Source organism: Paenibacillus sp. LS1 (genome assembly GCF_026013365.1).
Taxonomy (GTDB): Bacteria; Bacillota; Bacilli; order Paenibacillales; family Paenibacillaceae; genus Paenibacillus.
Map to the genome: position 1 here is coordinate 696,891 of NZ_JAPDOE010000002.1, position 14,525 is coordinate 711,415.

Annotated in this window: 15 protein-coding genes, 1 tRNA gene and 1 pseudogene; 6 read left to right on the forward strand and 11 right to left on the reverse strand. The window is 46.3% G+C overall.

Annotation, left to right across the window (positions count from 1 at the left end):
- Nucleotides 1-15: 15 nt before the first annotated feature.
- On the reverse strand, nucleotides 16-303 hold the full coding sequence (locus OM416_RS12520; RefSeq protein WP_264929710.1) for a Dabb family protein: 288 nt from the start codon (nucleotides 301-303) through the stop codon (nucleotides 16-18).
- A gap of 285 nt (nucleotides 304-588) precedes the next feature.
- Nucleotides 589-981 (reverse strand): annotated as a pseudogene (locus tag OM416_RS12525) (holin family protein); the annotation flags it as partial.
- Between the two features lie 439 nt (nucleotides 982-1,420).
- Between OM416_RS12525 and OM416_RS12530 the strand changes: the two are divergent.
- The gene (locus tag OM416_RS12530; RefSeq protein ID WP_017689431.1) at nucleotides 1,421-2,017 is read left to right on the forward strand and encodes a helix-turn-helix domain-containing protein; all 597 of its coding nucleotides are present in this window, start codon (nucleotides 1,421-1,423) and stop codon (nucleotides 2,015-2,017) included.
- Between the two features lie 226 nt (nucleotides 2,018-2,243).
- On the opposite strand, the gene OM416_RS12535 is transcribed toward OM416_RS12530, so the two are convergent.
- Nucleotides 2,244-3,392 carry a sn-glycerol-1-phosphate dehydrogenase gene (locus tag OM416_RS12535; RefSeq protein WP_264929713.1) on the reverse strand — a complete coding sequence of 383 codons (1,149 nt, stop codon included), beginning with the start codon at nucleotides 3,390-3,392 and terminating at the stop codon, nucleotides 2,244-2,246.
- Between the two features lie 159 nt (nucleotides 3,393-3,551).
- On the opposite strand from OM416_RS12535, the gene OM416_RS12540 reads away from it, so the two are divergent.
- Entirely contained in the window at nucleotides 3,552-3,743 is a 192-nt protein-coding gene (locus OM416_RS12540) for a hypothetical protein (protein ID WP_264929715.1), read from the forward strand.
- Between the two features lie 104 nt (nucleotides 3,744-3,847).
- Here OM416_RS12540 and OM416_RS12545 read toward each other — a convergent pair.
- Nucleotides 3,848-3,932 (reverse strand) — tRNA-Leu (locus tag OM416_RS12545).
- A gap of 221 nt (nucleotides 3,933-4,153) precedes the next feature.
- On the opposite strand from OM416_RS12545, the gene OM416_RS12550 reads away from it, so the two are divergent.
- Entirely contained in the window at nucleotides 4,154-5,146 is a 993-nt protein-coding gene (locus tag OM416_RS12550; protein ID WP_264929717.1) for a Gfo/Idh/MocA family protein, read from the forward strand.
- Nucleotides 5,147-5,195: 49 nt separating this feature from the next.
- The gene (locus tag OM416_RS12555; protein WP_264929719.1) at nucleotides 5,196-5,591 is read left to right on the forward strand and encodes a DoxX family protein; all 396 of its coding nucleotides are present in this window, start codon (nucleotides 5,196-5,198) and stop codon (nucleotides 5,589-5,591) included.
- Between the two features lie 93 nt (nucleotides 5,592-5,684).
- On the opposite strand, the gene OM416_RS12560 is transcribed toward OM416_RS12555, so the two are convergent.
- The 5 genes from OM416_RS12560 to OM416_RS12580 form a co-directional block, all read right to left on the reverse strand.
- Nucleotides 5,685-7,301, reverse strand: a complete 1,617-nt coding sequence (locus OM416_RS12560; protein WP_264929721.1) for a sensor domain-containing diguanylate cyclase — start codon at nucleotides 7,299-7,301, stop codon at nucleotides 5,685-5,687.
- A gap of 160 nt (nucleotides 7,302-7,461) precedes the next feature.
- Complete coding sequence (locus OM416_RS12565) at nucleotides 7,462-8,205, reverse strand: spermidine synthase (protein ID WP_264929723.1); 744 nt, start codon at nucleotides 8,203-8,205, stop codon at nucleotides 7,462-7,464.
- Nucleotides 8,206-8,367: 162 nt separating this feature from the next.
- Nucleotides 8,368-9,270, reverse strand: coding sequence for a LysR family transcriptional regulator (locus OM416_RS12570; protein WP_062833595.1), 903 nt, complete (start codon nucleotides 9,268-9,270; stop codon nucleotides 8,368-8,370).
- Nucleotides 9,271-9,329: 59 nt separating this feature from the next.
- Nucleotides 9,330-10,067, reverse strand: a complete 738-nt coding sequence (locus tag OM416_RS12575) for an SDR family oxidoreductase (RefSeq protein WP_264929726.1) — start codon at nucleotides 10,065-10,067, stop codon at nucleotides 9,330-9,332.
- Nucleotides 10,068-10,091: 24 nt separating this feature from the next.
- Nucleotides 10,092-10,367 carry an Atu4866 domain-containing protein gene (locus OM416_RS12580; RefSeq protein ID WP_264929728.1) on the reverse strand — a complete coding sequence of 92 codons (276 nt, stop codon included), beginning with the start codon at nucleotides 10,365-10,367 and terminating at the stop codon, nucleotides 10,092-10,094.
- Nucleotides 10,368-10,525: 158 nt separating this feature from the next.
- Between OM416_RS12580 and OM416_RS12585 the strand changes: the two genes are divergently transcribed.
- A complete protein-coding gene (locus OM416_RS12585; RefSeq protein ID WP_264929730.1) occupies nucleotides 10,526-11,461 on the forward strand; it encodes an AraC family transcriptional regulator in 936 nt (311 codons plus the stop codon).
- A 63-nt stretch (nucleotides 11,462-11,524) separates the two neighbouring features.
- Here the strand turns inward: OM416_RS12585 and OM416_RS12590 are convergent, their stop codons facing one another.
- A complete protein-coding gene (locus tag OM416_RS12590) occupies nucleotides 11,525-11,959 on the reverse strand; it encodes a MerR family transcriptional regulator (protein ID WP_264929732.1) in 435 nt (144 codons plus the stop codon).
- Between the two features lie 170 nt (nucleotides 11,960-12,129).
- Between OM416_RS12590 and OM416_RS12595 the strand changes: the two genes are divergently transcribed.
- Entirely contained in the window at nucleotides 12,130-13,008 is an 879-nt protein-coding gene (locus OM416_RS12595; RefSeq protein ID WP_264929734.1) for an SDR family NAD(P)-dependent oxidoreductase, read from the forward strand.
- Nucleotides 13,009-13,154: 146 nt separating this feature from the next.
- Here OM416_RS12595 and OM416_RS12600 read toward each other — a convergent pair whose 3' ends face one another.
- Nucleotides 13,155-14,513, reverse strand: coding sequence for a GntP family permease (locus OM416_RS12600; protein WP_264929736.1), 1,359 nt, complete (start codon nucleotides 14,511-14,513; stop codon nucleotides 13,155-13,157).
- Nucleotides 14,514-14,525 lie beyond the last annotated feature (12 nt).

Here is a 14,525-nt window from a genome sequence, read left to right on the forward strand (position 1 = left end):
AGTGTGAATGACAGATTAGATTTCGTAGTCCACTGCAATTGACTGTTCTCTGACTTCGTTCATGTACTTGATTACTTCCTGATGAAGCGGGTGTACCTGATACGCCTGAAGATCCTCCAGTGACGCAAATTCCGCTGTGAGTGAAATGTCGAATGATCTTTCCGAGCGAAGCACATCAATTCCGATTTCAAGTGAAACCAAGACATCAATTTTACCATCCAGATTGCGAAGCACCTGGGCAGCGGCTTCAATACTTTCTGCTGAGCGATCTTTCATTTTGAACAAGACAATATGTTTTATCATCTGAGCAAGCACCTCATTTAGTATAATAGTAGAAAAGAATGAATTTTCGTGTATCCAAAATATATCATAACGTTCTCTATTACGAAAGGATACTTGGAAACGTTCTCTTGAGATGAAAAACTAATCCGAACCGTTTCCTTTCGGTTCGGATTTCTCTTGAGCTGCATCCTCCGTCTGTTTCGCGGATTCATTCTGCGAAGTTTGTCCTGTTTCAGACTGCTGCTTGATTTTATCCGGGGTTTGCTGCGGTTTGGACCATTCCCGATTCGTCAGGTACTCCTGATCTTCTTGTTTCTTCAACACTGCAATGGCCTGTCTGAGCTTAGCAGGCAATGGAAGGCCGATTTTGGCATAATTCTCGGTAATCGAGATCAGTTCATTCACCAGATAAAAATAGATAGCTCCGCCTTTGATAATATCGGTTCCCATAATCAGATCAATTCGGTGGGCAAGCAAGACAACGGTCAGCATCAGCCCTTTGCGAGCAATCCCCCAGAACCCAATGTTGCTATTCAATCCGGTACCCGTTCTTACCGCCGCCGCCAAACCTGTGATATAATCCACAGCCATCGCGACCGCGAGCAGGCTCAGCAGTTGATCCCACCCACCAAAAGCAAACGTAACAAATGCTCCCGAGATGGCAGCAAAGGTATTCACAGATAGATTCACGTTCCTCACCTCTCCCTTACACTTGAGTATCCTACAATATATGTAAGAGTGAGAGATTTGACAGGTCACTTGTCATGCTGAACATGCGGATTTATCATTTCAGATTTGTGCACATCCTCTATGTACTCGGGTAACGATAATCACAAGTTTTTGGGGAATTCAGGGAAATAAACCGCATCATATCAACAAAAAATAGATAAAAGTTCTTTAGACCTATTAATGAGTAATTAGAACTATATTATTTTTATTCCTGTTCAATTTGTTCCCTCATTTTTAGTGAAACATTGTAATCTAGGAATATACTAGGATGTGAATTGCGCATGGTCTAGTTCGTAGTTCCCTCTTTATCATGAATTGACGCATTGACGTATTTATAACCGGTAAACCCGGCACTTGAAAGTACCCCGTTGTTTATTGTAGTATTTGGTTAAAAAAAATCGGAGGAAATATGCCTAATCAACCAGAACAACATTCCATCCAGGCGTGGTCTCTGATCAACCGTAAATACTTGGGAAAAGGCGTCCGTGTTAAACGATTCCGAAAACCGACACGCTGTCAAATCCGCAATCGTGTTCTTCTTGCCGTGCTGATGGCCAATGATATCAAGTTGTCCCAGCTCGCTGAAGACCTCTCCATCTCTTCACGCAGTGTCAGTGCGTGGGTGTATGAAGGACGGATACCCGGCAGTACCAATTTGGACAAGACTTGCCAATTACTCGGCTACCCGCGTCATATTCTCTTCAATGAAGAAGTTGTCCGCAATAGCCCTGTCATATGTCAACCCGAGTCATCTCGCTTCATGAAGCGTACAGTGACCCGTTCTCCGGTTAGTAACCGTATTCTGACAGGCTTGTGTATGGTCCATGATTTGTCGGTGACAGATGTCAGCCACTGGATCGGGGTTCATCCCGGCACTTTCCGCAAATGGCTGCATCAGGGAACGCTGCCTTCTGCTGCGTTTCAGGAACAAGCGGAGCAATTTTTCCGCATCCCGAAAACTATTCTGTTCGCAGATGTCATCTTGAAAGATCGTCGTAACAACTAAATAAGCGAACAGCCAAGAGGCTCTGCTCTCCCTTAAGGAGGCCAGAGCCTTTTTAAATAAACGGTATCCCTTCTCTCCCGAACCTGAAGTACTCTCCAGGCCCTTCTGTCGGCAATGTCAGATAATCTACCCTTCTCTACCTTCCGCTTCCAAATAGGGCCCTTACAGCGCTCTACAAGCCAAGCTTATACAACTCAAGAAGACCGTTATTCATGAAAAGTCATCCTTACCTCATGTTCAGCACTTCATTGATATATTTCAATCCGGTATATCGAGGACGAAGTGTATGCGCGGTTTTGAACGCATGTTCTACCATCTCTGGGGTTACACCGAGTTGTTCAGGAGTCACAGGTCCACCTACTTGTTCCAACCATGCTGTGAGCTGAGCAGCTTCGGGCAAATGGTCATATATACCAAATACGGGTTCACCCGATGTTTGTGCGAGTTCTTTATATTTTACCGTAAGCAATGCACAGGCTACGCCAACTTTGGCACCATGCAGAACCGGTCTGTCACCCGCTTGCATAAGATCCATCTCCAAGATATGAGACAAGTGGTGCTCACCTCCAGATGCCGGACGGGAATGGTCAATGATCAGCATGGAGATGCCGGAAACGATCAGTGCATCCATTAATACCGCTACTCCCTCAGCTCGCCCCTCCGCAATCGCTTGCACATGGTCTATACAGCTGTTCAGTGCTTCTTCTGTCATCCGATAAGCGACCGGACAGAACGGTTCCCCGCCCAGATCACGAGAAACAATCCAGTCTGCTAGGGAAGTATATTTGCCAAGCATATCTCCGAATCCGGCAGCCGTCATCACTTGGGGAGCTTGCTCCAGAATATTCATATCGGCAAAAATAGCTTCAGGAGGAACAGCCTGAAATGTCTGTTTGATTCCGCTTACAATTAAGGGTGCACCCGCAGAGGTAAAACCATCTACTGAAGCCGCTGTAGGTATGGACAGAAAAGGCTTGTTCATCTTGGAACATACAAATCGCACCAGATCGTGGATGGTACCTGAACCCACAGCGATGACAGCCTGACTTTCCAGATTCACACCCAACATGACCTGTACAATAGCTGCTTCATCCGCAACGATATCACCCGTACGATTCTCCGGCAGGGCGATCTCATCCACATGAATTCCCTCTTCCCGTATACTGCTCAGGACATCAGATCCAGCCGCCCGTAATGTATGTCGATCATAAACAACCGTCACCCGGCCGTATTCTCTGTCAGATAAATAACCCGGTAACCTCTGCATAGCCCCAGCTTCCAGATGAATCAGCATATCCACTACTCGATGTTGATGACCACAACTGCACTCCTGTGCTTCCTCATTCCACGCTGCAATTCGTTCGTTCATATTCATTCGCTCTTACCCTCCCATATGAGATATCATGCATAATTACCTGGTTAAAACCACAAAATGAAAAAAGGAAATAAAATGTGATGATTTTCCTGATCACACTTTACTGCCTGTACCCAATATTTGCAAATCCATATCTCACATTTCCAAGTAGGTGAATCGATGAAATTAACCAAAGAATTAGGAATTTCGCTCGGATTTCTCGCTGGAACCACTTTTGGCAGTGGTATCGCTTTTTTGTTTCGTCTCCAGTCGTTTGAAGTGGTTGCCAGTGTTACCCTATTCGGTATTGCAGGAGCCATTGCCGGGATCATCACGGCAGTTATTATGCGCCAGCGCCGACATCAGCATTAGCATTAGAATGCTGGTAGCAAAATGTAGGCTTCACACTAATTAGCCACAAAATAAAAAAGGTTCGTGAATTGCCCTAGAGCAAATCACGAACCTTTTTTGTTAGATGCGGTCGAGAGGACTCGAACCTCCACGGGGGGTTAGCCCACACGGACCTGAACCGTGCGCGTCTGCCAATTCCGCCACGACCGCATAATATGTATCTCCTCATCCATCGATGAAAAGCGTTCCGGTGAAGCAATTCCTTGTTTTACCGTAATTCAGAGTATACATGCTCCAAAATAAAAATGCAACTTCTTTTTATCCATTCACGAATAGGACATATGTCCTTTTTTATCATCTTCAAACACCCTATCGTAGCATTAAGCAAATAAAAGACTCATACGAATTCAAAAACGAAGGAGATATCCAATTTGAAAACAGCCAATCTTTGCTTTATCGGTGCCGGGTTTCACGCATCCACGAATATATATCCTTCTGCTGTTGAAGCCGGAGCACAGATTCAGGCCATTGCCACTCGCAGTACCGAACGTTCTGAAGCAGCTCTGCTGCGATTTGGGAGCAACGGAAAAGCGTATGACAACGCTGGGCTTATGTTACAGCAGGAAACTTGTGACGGAGTCGTTGTGGTCGCCCAGCCTGTAGATCAGACTGCTCTTGTCCTTGAATGTATTCGGGCCGGCCAAAATGTATACGTGGATAAGCCGCTCGGATGGAACGCAGCGGAAGCCGCCACTGTAGCGGAAGCTGCCGAGCAGGCTGGCGTCGTCGTCATGGTTGGTTTTATGAAACGTTATGCTCCGGTATATATGAAACTCAAGGAACTCATTGATTGTGGTTCGCTAGGTAAGGTTCATTCATTCCAGATGAAGTTCGCTGTGGACAGTACCCCATTTTGCAAGGATGAGGAGCAGTTCATGAAGCTCGCTGCCATTCATATGGTTGATCTGATGCGTTTCCTGTTCGGAGAAGCCGTGCGGGTTACAGGCACAACTGTGAAAGACGGGGAACATATTAATCAGAGTATTTCCCTTGTATTTGAGAATGACATCGTGGGAAGTGCGTACTTTACAGGCATGAGTGCATGGTCAAGAGAGAGCGAAAGTGTGCTCGTCACCTTTGATAATGGATTTGCGTCTGCTGATGAGATCAACACACTTACTGTTCATCAATCCCGCAGCTCGGACAGCCTTCCCTGGAAATCTCTTGAGGAGCAAGATACCATATATACCCCTTCCGGCTCCCCCATGTCGGGAGCTTATCGGGACCTTTATCTGCGTGGGTTCGTTGGTGAAATGGCTCATTTCATCGAATGTTGCCAGAATCAATCTCTCCCCCATTCGAGCGCCAAAGATAATATTGGAACGATGGCGCTATGCGACGCTATTCTATCGTCACTGAAGTGACGTATATACGTTCACCATTTTATCCATCCAGAGAAGAGGAAATAATCATATGTTAGACACAGGCTTACTCATCATTCGTCTTGTAATTGGTTTCATTATGATCGGACATGCATGCAAGAAACTGTTTGGCTGGTTTGGTGGCGAGGGTGTATCAGGGACGGCTGAATTCTTCGGGGCGATTGGTCTGCAGCCTGCCAGGACCATGGCCGTGTGTGCCGGACTTACTGAATTGATCGGTGGATTCCTGTTTGGAGCCGGTCTATGGATTATCCTTGGGGCCGTTCTGCTCATGATTCCGATGATTGTAGCGATCGTCAAGGTCCATGCAGGCAAAGGTCTATGGAATCTGAACGGAGGATTCGAATATAACCTTGTGATGCTTGGATCGTTAATTGGTGTTGCCCTTGCTGGTGCCGGGGCTTATTCTCTCGATGCCCTGCTATAATGTATCGTTTTATCACTACGGACCTCGGTGTTTCGCAAGACGTATAAAAGACAAAAGAAGCTGTCCCTTGTTCCCAGGGAGCAGCTTCTTTGCTTATTTGATAACCGTCTGGATCGTAACCGTACGATTACGTCCCTCTTCTTTTGCTTGATACAATGCATTATCCGCCAGGTGAAACAGTTCTGTCGCTGTTGTGGAATGTTTCGGATATTCAGCAATCCCAGCCGAGATGGTAACGGAACGATCTATAGGCAATATACTTTCCTCGACCGTTATTCGAATACGTTCAGCAATCTCAAAAGCCACGTTAGACTCGGAATTCCTTAACAAGACTACAAATTCTTCTCCACCAAACCGGGCGCAGACATCTTCTGGTCGAACAGACAATTGAATGATATTGGCAATGTGTTTCAGTACTTCATCCCCTGCATGATGCCCGAATGTATCATTAATGGATTTGAAGCGGTCAATATCCAGAACAATAATGGAGAATGGAACTTCGTTCTGAATCCAGTCCTGAATGACCTCTTCGAAGGTTCTGCGATTGTTCATGCCTGTCAAGACATCTGTTCTGGCGTCATAGGCCAGCTGGTTCGTCTGTTTCCTAAAGTTCGCCATCGCGCCAACCACTGTTCGTGTGAGAAGATCCGCCTCTCTGTTCCAGTGAGGCTTCATTACAGGCAGCTCCACTTGTCCTTTATCAACCTGATTCACCAGATCTGCCAACATAGCAAAAGGACTGGCCAGTTTGCGTGCAACCCGCACTACAATAAGGGTCAGAATCAGGAAAGGCACTGAAGTGTACAGCAACAACATACGGATGTGATGATTCAATTGATCGTACACCGTTTGGGTTGGTGACACGATCACGACGCCCCAGTCTGTTGAGGGGACTTTGTAATAACCCGCAAGCGAGTCCACACCTGCCAGGTTTTTGTATTGTTCTTTCCCCGTCTCGTCTTGGAGCAGCTTCTGCACTACTTCATTCTTACTGACATTTTCACCAATTCGATTCGTGTTCGGATGAAATAACAAGGTGCCCTTCTTATCTACAATAAAAAAGTAGGAACCATTGCTTGTCTTGAGCTGACTCCCAAAAGAAAGACTCAAAATATTATCTTCCTGCAAAAAAATATTTCCGCCTATCGTCCCTTGGTACGTTCCCGCTGAATCGAAGATCGGTTCACTGACAAATACAATTCGGCGCTTCGTTCTTGGCGTCTGGTACGCTTCGGAGATATATGAAGCCTTCGCTTTAATCGCGGCTTTTGCTGCATCAGAACTAACATGCTGACCTACGCTTGCCTGTGAATAGGGTGATATGGCCCTGACTACTCCCGTTTTATCTACCAGAGCAACGGAGTTAAAAAAGTTGCTGCTGTTCCGAATCAAATCCAGGGTGGAATCCAATTTATCCGTATCAGAATAATCCATCTCCGGGAAATACTTGGCTGCATACTTCAAACTCGCCTGCATGGAATAAAAAAGCGAATCCAGCGTTTGGCTCATTTGCACAGCACTCGCATAATTTAGCGACAGGGTGTTATCAATGAGTGACTGTTTCTGAGAGGTATAAGATGAAATGACCATAATGGTCAATGTCATTAAAACGGAAATGGTGACCAACCCGCCGAGCAATGCTGTAAGGCTGATCTTCTTAATATTTTTGATTTTTCTTCGTAATCTGGATGTTCTGTTCTGTGCGATCATTTTATAACTTCCCCCGGATTTTCATGAAAAGGCATATTCCCTCTATCTTATACGAAAGTTGTTAAGATCAAATAAAGAGTTTGTGAAGTCTTAACAATTTCATCGTAAGATTGACGATTTAATGACATTTTACTTTTTCTGGCAGAATTACTGTTCAGGATCAACCTGGATCGACAATGATATACCCTTCTTCCGGCTCCTGTTCAACAAACCCGGCCATGTGACGAACCTGAAACTCGATCGGGTGATGGCTCCCCATCAAAATACGATTTTGGATTTCATCGGCTGTTTCTACTGGCAATGCGAATGCACGTGTATAGGCAAACTGTCCCTGCAGTGTCGTATAGATCGCATTGACAAGCCGATCATTTCCCGCACGCCCGAACACATTAAGGATCACAGCCCCTTCCGAGTCCAGCTTGTCCTTGACCATGGCAAAAAAATCACTGGATATAAACTGCTCTGGTGTCCCCGTTGCCGTAAAAGCATCAATAATAATATAATCATATGTCCCCGCAGGTTCCTGCCCTAACAATTTGCGACCATCCCCAACGAGCACAGGACTTCCCTCATATCCAAAAAAGGTTTGGCTCAACTCCACAACCTCCGCGTCCAGCTCAGCCACCTTTACCTGACGATCAGACAAGTAGGTTGGCAATGTGCCAATGCCATGTCCCACCACAAATACCGCATCAAACTCAGAATTATTCCGCTCCATTAGATGTACCATCGCTCTGGGATACTCCAATACCATCCGGGCAGGCTCGTCCAGATCCATTGCGCCCTGCACAGCTGCGTTGGAGAATTCTAATACACGAAACTGCCCTTTCTCTCCATACAGCCTTTTTGTATCATATACCGTCAGCTCATGCTGTTCACTTTTATTTCGATACAGAACTCTCACTAACCGTGCTCCCTTCGTACTGACTGCCAATTCATTGTCTATCATCATTCTATTATAAGGGATGATAACGCACCACCCTATACTTGAATACGGGTCAAAGAACAACAAAAGACCGTTCCTGATTGCTCGGAAACGGCCTTTGTATACACCTTTCAACATGTGTTAAGACCCTATTGCCTCATGCAGTGCCTGGACATACTCTACGCCCAGATTGGAGAGCGAAGTGCTCTTATGACTTATCCAGCCTACATTAATGGTTTCCTCGCATTCCAACGGAACAGGAATAATCTCATTACCGTTCAAGTCGGAGCTGAGTACTCCAGTAGAGATCGTATAACCATTCAAACCAATCAACAGGTTAAACAACGTTGCGCGGTCATTGACCTGTATGCTTTTGGGATGAGATAACGTACTCAGAATTTCTTCGGAAAAATGAAAAGAATTGTACTCCCCCTGGTCAAAGGACAGGTACGGATAATCCTGCAGTTGCTCAATCGCAACCGACTCCTGCTTCGCCAGCGGGTTCTTCACACTGATAAAGATATGGGGCTTGGCTGTGAACAGGCTCGTGAAAACCAACCCCGCGTCTTTTAGCAATTTGTTAATTACCTTGGCATTGAACTCATTCAAATACAGAATGCCAATTTCACTGCGCAAGCTTTTCACATCCTGAATAATCTCATATGTCTTCGTCTCTCGAAGCGCCAACTCGTATTCATCCTGACCATACTGCTGTACCAAACGAACAAAGGCATTCACCGCAAATGCATAATGTTGTGTCGATACGGAGAAATGCTGCGGAGATGGCTTGGCGTTCAGATACCGGTTTTCCAGCAGTTCGGCTTGTTCCACCACCTGACGTGCATAACTCAGAAACTCAACGCCTTCTTTGGAAAGCGATATCCCCTTATTGGTACGCTCAAAAATGGTAATACGCAGCTCCTGCTCCAGATCCCGAATGGCATTCGACAGGCTGGGTTGCGAGATAAATAGCCGTTTGGCCGCTTCATTCATCGAGCCACGCGTGGCAACTTCAATTACATATTTTAATTGTTGTAAGGTCAAGGTTGAACTCCTCATTTCGTATCAATTGAACCTATTATATACCAAAAGAGGATCCGACCTTAAGCCATGCTTGCTGTCTGTCTCACTACAATCTCATTTACGTCCACCTCTGCCGGCTGGCTAATGGCGTACAAGATACTTTGCGCAATCGCCGAGGCAGGAATGGATATGCGTCGATATTCTTTCATGAGATCACGTGCTTCTTTATCAGAGATCGTATCCGCGAGTTCCGATTCCGTCACGCCCGGCGATACAAGGGTTACACGAATGTCTCCGCCTACTTCCTGTCGCAAACCCTCCGAGATGGCGCGGACCGCGTATTTGGTTGCACAATACACCGCTGCCGTTGGTGACACGCTATAGGCTCCAATAGAGGCGATATTAATAAACTGGCCGAAACCCTGCTTTTTCATGACGGGTAGTCCAGCTGCAATGCCATGCAGAACCCCACGAATGTTAACATCTATCATTCGATTCCACTCATCTACTTTTAACGATTCAAGGGGAGATAGCGGCATGACTCCAGCGTTATTTAAAATAACATCGACAAGTCCATAGCGAGTTTGAGCGAGGTCAACGATTGTTTGCACTTCTTCCAATCTGGTAACATCCAGCGAATGATATTCCACCGATCCGCCTTCCACACGAATGGAGGAGGCCAATGCCTCCAAACGTTCCATACGTCTAGCTCCAATAACTACATGTGCTCCATGCTGTGCAAGCAATCGAGCTGTTGACTCACCAATTCCGCTACTCGCGCCGGTAATGACAACAACTTTCCCTTTTACATTGGACATATTAGATCGCTCCTTATTCCGTTGTTATTGTACATTTTCTCTATACAAAACCATGCCTGCATGATACAAAACGCCATCCCTGAAGTCTCCATCAGCTGTAAATCCCGTATCATCCACGTATTCTATATGCTTCCCATGAACAACATAGCGACCCTGATATGCACTTTGCCGATCTCCTCTCGCTTCATCATATCTGCCGCAAGGAAGAAGTTCGTGTCTGATATATCCATCCTTCGTGACCCACATCCCCACATACGGATGTTTTGGTTCTTGTTGGTCATCCATTGAATTGCGCTCCATCGTTTCTCACTCCTCTCTGCTTCAGAAGATTCCGTTGCTTATCTCCATTATGTAGAGGATCAGTCGTTGTAAGATAGAAAAATCCCACAGTATTCTTGCCTAATCCTCCAGCACGTTTAAAATAGTAGTAATAGTGGTTTACAAGGGGGATGCAATTCATGCTCATTAAAACAAATGAAACGGATACGGGCATCACAGAGCAGCAGCAACAATTGGCCCAACTTATTGAGCACTTCACCCCAAATGACGGGATACATCCAACAGCAATTCCTTCGCTTGCCTTAATCCGTGCCTCCGAGATCTCACAACCCATATATTCCGTTCATCAGCCTGCCCTCTGCATTGTCGCCCAAGGTTCCAAATTAGTTGTACTCGCCCGCGAGAGCTACACCTACGACCTGTCGCAATATTTGGTAGCTTCCGTAAACTTGCCTATTTCAGGGCAGGTTGTAAAGGCTACAACCGAACATCCCTATCTATGTATGCGACTGGATTTTGATTCAGGGCAGATTTTTGATCTGATTCAGGATACGCCTTCTGCACAACCCAAACCTGACCATTCAACACGAAGAGGATTGTTTGTTAGCTCAACCAAACCTTCCCTTCTTGAAGCCGTGATCCGATTGGTTCGGCTGCTGGATACACCTGAAGACATTCCTGTCCTCGCCCCTCTGTTTATCCGCGAAATTCTATATCGCATTATTCAGGATGAACACGGACATTCCATCAAGCAGTTTGCTATTCAGGACAGTCATGCACAGCACATCGCCGAGGTGATCGAAGTCATCCAATCTGATTACGCTAAGCCACTTCGGATTGAGAAACTTGCTGCCATGATCAACATAAGTTCTTCCTCATTACATCATCATTTCAAAGCCATTACCGCCATGAGCCCTTTGCAATTCCAGAAACAAATTCGATTGCATGAAGCCCGGCGAATGCTGCTTGCAGGTTCAACCGATGCCGCCGACGCTGCCTTCCAGGTTGGCTATGAAAGTCCGTCTCAATTCAGCAGGGAGTATGCCCGCATGTATGGTCTCCCTCCCAAAAGCGATATCAAACGACTTCGTCATACACTCGATATTAAATACTAGAAACAGCAAAAAGACCCGCGTCATCATGACGTGGGTTTCGGATTCAAATAGGCAGCAGCGCCATCAAGAGAATAGGTTCTTTTTCTCAAACACAGACATCTGATTCTCCTCGGTAATAGAGCATTCATCAGGATACATACTTCGTTTATCCAACTTCTCGTCGATAAAATCAACCACCTGCTGTAGCGAAGCAATCTGTGCTTCAACTTTCTTTCGATGGTTCACCAGCATCTCCCGTTCCTCCGGGAAATCTGCCAGATCCGAATCCATGGACATCTGTAGATAAGGCTTCATTTCCTCCAGAGACATGCCTGTTTTTTTCAGGCAAGTAATCAACTTCATCGTATGAATATCCTCCGGGCGGTATACCCGATGGCGATTGGCCTTGCGTTCAGCTCGGGGAAGCAGTCCGATCTTCTCATAATAACGAATCGTATCTTCCGATAATCCGGCCCGTTCCGACGTTTCTTTAATGGAGAACACTTCAATATGGCTCATCCTATGGCCCTCCTCCGCATTCATCTCTCTTCATATTACAACTTGGAGCCAGCTCCAAGTCAAGCGTGATCCGTCCCACCCTGCCCCCTTGACTTGGAGTCGACTCCAAGTTATAGAATGAGCGCAGCATACAGATTCGTTCTGTAATCCCATTCTTTCTGGAGGTATTTATGAATATACGAAACCAAGTTCGCACCGCTCTCATCACAGGCTCAACATCGGGAATTGGCCTTGAACTGACTCGCCAATTACTGGCCGAAGGATGGCAGGTAATCGGTCTCAACCGTTCCACGTTCCCTGCCGACGATACCGAAATACAGAGCGCCTTACGTTCAGGCCAACTTCGTTTGGTTCAGGCTAATCTAACCAACTACGACAGTCTGAGAACGGCACTAAACCAGATCAAGTCCGATACCGATTCCATCGATGTTTTGTTTAACAATGCCGGGGGCAGTGCTTCCGAACTTCGTTTTTCTGACCAAGGGCATGAAATGCACTTTGAACTTCAAACTGTGGTCCCATACATCATTTACATGGAATTCGTTGAGCTGTTGCTCAAAGGACAGATAAAAACAGTCGTCAATACCTCTACCACCGCGTTCAATATGATCAAACAATTTGATTTAAACATCCTGGAACGTCCAGCTGAGTTCAAAAAGCTGTTTGGTCCCTATGCCACCTCGAAGCTCGGTCTCTCCTTATGGACACGCGAGGTTGCCAAGTCTGGCAAAGCGGATGGCATACAACTGCTAAGCGTAGATCCTGGTGGAAATAACACGCTACGTGGCAACAAAACATCCGGCCTGCCCTTTTATATCAAACCCATTATGAAATGGTTCTTCCCTCATCCCAGTCATGGCGCTTCATTGCTCTACAGTGCGGCTCTATCACCCACCAGACATAAATCGGGTACATTTCTGGTTAAAAATAAAGCAACAGCACTTCGTTTCACAGAGCAAGGTCCTGCCGTTCTCCATCGCGTAAATGAGATCTACGAACAGAATTTCCGTACAACTCCGTCTGGAAAGGCCATAGTCAACCCATCTTAACCATGATGGATCGTAAACATAAACATAACAAAAACACGCCACAGCGGCGTGTTTTTGTTATGTTTATGGGCTTTATAGGTATGACGGACTTTATAGGTATTGTGGCATTACTTCATTTTCGTAACGCCCACGTAACGTTTTTCTTGTTAAATAAAGATACTTAACAATAACACCATGCCGAAGGCGGCAAATCCGAGAATGGTCTCCATGACCGTCCATGTCTTAAGTGTCTGCGGCACAGACAGATTCAAGTACTCTTTGACAATCCAGAACCCTGAATCATTCACATGGGACAAAATAATCGAACCTGCTCCCGTTGCGAGCACCAGCAATTCAGGGCTTACACCCGGCATTGTCATGGCGATTGGAGCCACAATACCCGCCGCTGTTGTCATCGCCACCGTAGCTGAGCCTACCGCTGCACGAATCAATCCGGCAATGACAAAAGCCAGCACGAGTGGCGACAGATGCGCACTTTGGGCAAATCCTGCGATCGCATCACCTACACCGCTGTCTGTCAGGATGCGGTTGAATCCGCCGCCTGCACCGATCAGCAAGATGATGGAGGCAACTGGGCCCAAGCAATCATTCGTATATTTTAATATCTGCTGTTTGCTGAAACCACGTGCATATCCAAAAGAATAGAAGGAAAAGAGCAGAGCGAGCAGCAGTGCAATAATCGGACTACCGATGAAATCAACGACCTGACGGAACACATTCGACTCTGGCAGCATCAGATCCACAATCGTAGCCAGCAACATCAGAATCACTGGAAGCAAAATCGTAAAGAGAGTGATACCGAACCCAGGCAGTTCCCGATCTTTGGTCTCGGTGAACTGTTCCATCAGCTCACTTGAAGTCTCGACTTTGATCCGCTTGGAAATCCATGTTCCATAGAGCGGACCTGCAATCGCTGCGGCTGGAAGGGATACAATCAGAGCCAGGAATATCGTTTTACCAACATCGGCATTGAAGATTCCTACAGCGAGCATCGCCGCCGGATGAGGCGGAATCAGACTGTGCACCACGGCAAGACCTGCGACAAGTGAAAGTCCGATTTTGATCAGCGATGTTCCTGTATGCTTCGCAATAACAAATACCAGCGGGAACAGCAGCACGATCCCGACCTGGATAAATACCGGAATACCACAGATCAGCGCAACAACCATCATCGCCCAGTGTACGTTCTTCTCCCCGAAGACACGTACGAGTGTCTGGGCTATTCGTTCGGCCCCACCAGATTCGGCCATGAGTTTCCCGAGCATCGTTCCAAGTCCCAGAACAATTGCGATAAATCCGAGAACGCTTGCAACACCTTCCTGATAAGACTTCACGATATCCGTGAACGGCATACCTGAGATCAATCCCATAAAGATAGCACCCACGATCAGGGCAACAAACGGATTCATTTTAAATTTGGCAATCAACAGAATCAATCCAAGAATGGATATCAGTGCGTAGAGCAGCAGACTTGCATCATGACTAAGACCGAATACGGAATACATCCGAATAGCCTC